The sequence below is a fragment of the Streptomyces sp. NPDC033229 genome (genome assembly GCF_055576875.1).
On the sequence record NZ_JBVIQR010000187.1, the window covers coordinates 1 to 1,679 of the forward strand.

Consider the following 1,679-nt stretch of genomic DNA (forward strand, 5'->3'; position numbering starts at 1 on the left):
CCTCACCGTTTCGGTTGGGGTGAGGCCGGATGCGGGGCGGAATCACGAAAGTGCCTTCTGGGCTGGGACGATGAACCTTGTCGAGGGGTTCTGTCGGTCCAAGCGGAAGGCACTTTCTGCGTGAAGGGTATCGGTTCTCGTCCCAAGCTCCGTGTCTCCGCTGACGCTTCGGGGGTGGTCGGTCATGCGGGGGCACGGTTGCTGGCGGATCTTGCCGATGCCACCGGGCTGACCGCCGCGTACTCCGCCGCTCTCCGGCCGCTTCGGCCGCGCGGGACCGGGCATGATCCAGGTCGGATCGCCGCGGATCTGGCGGTGATGCTCGCCGATGGCGGCGAGGCCATCACGGATCTGGCCGTGCTGCGGGACCAGGCCGAGGTGTTCGGCCCGGTTGCCTCCACACCCACGGCCTGGCGGCTGCTTGCCGACACCGACGAGGCCGCACTCGCCTCGATGCGAGCGGCCCGCGCCGCAGCCCGGGAAGTCGCCTGGATGCAGACCGCCGAGACCGGCGAGGGCATACCCGCGGTGACGGCCGCAGGGCGCGAACTTCCCGGCCTGGTCCTGGACCTCGACGCCACGCCGGTCACCTGCCACTCCGAGAAGGAGCAGGCCGCACCCACCTATAAGGGCGGCTTCGGGTTCCATCCGCTGCTGTGTTTCCTCGCGAACACCGGCGAGGCCGTGTCGGGGCTGCTGCGGCCCGGGAACGCCGGCGCCAACACTGCCGCCGATCACATTGCGGTACTCGACCAGGCACTCGCGCAGATCCCCGACGCTCACCGGCACGGCACCGACATCCTGGTCCGCGCCGACAGTGCCGGATCCTCGAAAGCCTTCCTCGCCCACGTCCGCGACATGCGGAAACGAGGAATCCGTACCTTCTTCTCGGTCGGATACGCCATCACCGAGCCGGTCCGCCGCGCTGTCCGGGCCATGCCCGACCGACTCTGGCATCCCGCCCTGGACCAGGACGGGACGCTGCGTGACGGCGCCGAGGTGGCCGAGCTGACCGGGATGGTTGATCTGGACGGCTACCCGCCCGGGACCCGCATCATCGTGCGCCGGGAGCGGCCGCACCCCGGAGCCCAGCTGTCCCTGTTCGATCAGGACGAGGGCCTGCGGCACCAGGTGTTCCTCACCGACACCCCGTACTGCGGTGGTGGTTCCGCCCAGTTCCTGGAGGTCCGTCACCGCGGGCATGCCACTGTCGAGGACCACATTCGCTGCGGCAAGACCACCGGATTCGGCCGCTTCCCCTCCCGCGACTTCGGCGTCAATGCCGTCTGGCTCGAACTCAGCCTCGCAGCGATCGACCTGCTGGCCTGGATGCGCGTCCTGCTACTGGACGGCGAACTCGCGGCCGGCGAGCCCAAGAAGCTCCGCTACCGGCTGCTGCACGTCGCCGCCCGCCTCACCCGCGGCGGCCGACGCCTGCGCTTGCGGATCTCGGCGACCTGGCCATGGAGACACGAACTGGCCACAGCCTTCCACCGCCTCGCCGCACTGCCCCGCCCGGCCAGCTGATCAACAGCCACCCTGACCGCCCACGACTCGAAGGCCCCGGAGAACCCGACCACCGCGCCGGGCCCCCGCCATGCCCACCGGCAGGCCAGCAACCGCAATCACCGATCCAACGCGATCAGTCCAGCCCAGCCACCCGAAGCGAAACAGCGAGG

1 protein-coding gene is annotated in these 1,679 nt (G+C 70.0%); it reads left to right on the plus strand.

Going from position 1 to position 1,679, the window contains the following annotated elements; all coding sequences use genetic code 11:
• The first annotated feature begins 120 nt into the window (after nucleotides 1-120).
• Entirely contained in the window at nucleotides 121-1,527 is a 1,407-nt protein-coding gene (locus ACZ53N_RS37265; RefSeq protein WP_469145120.1) for an IS1380 family transposase, read from the plus strand.
• The last annotated feature ends 152 nt before the right edge of the window (nucleotides 1,528-1,679 follow it).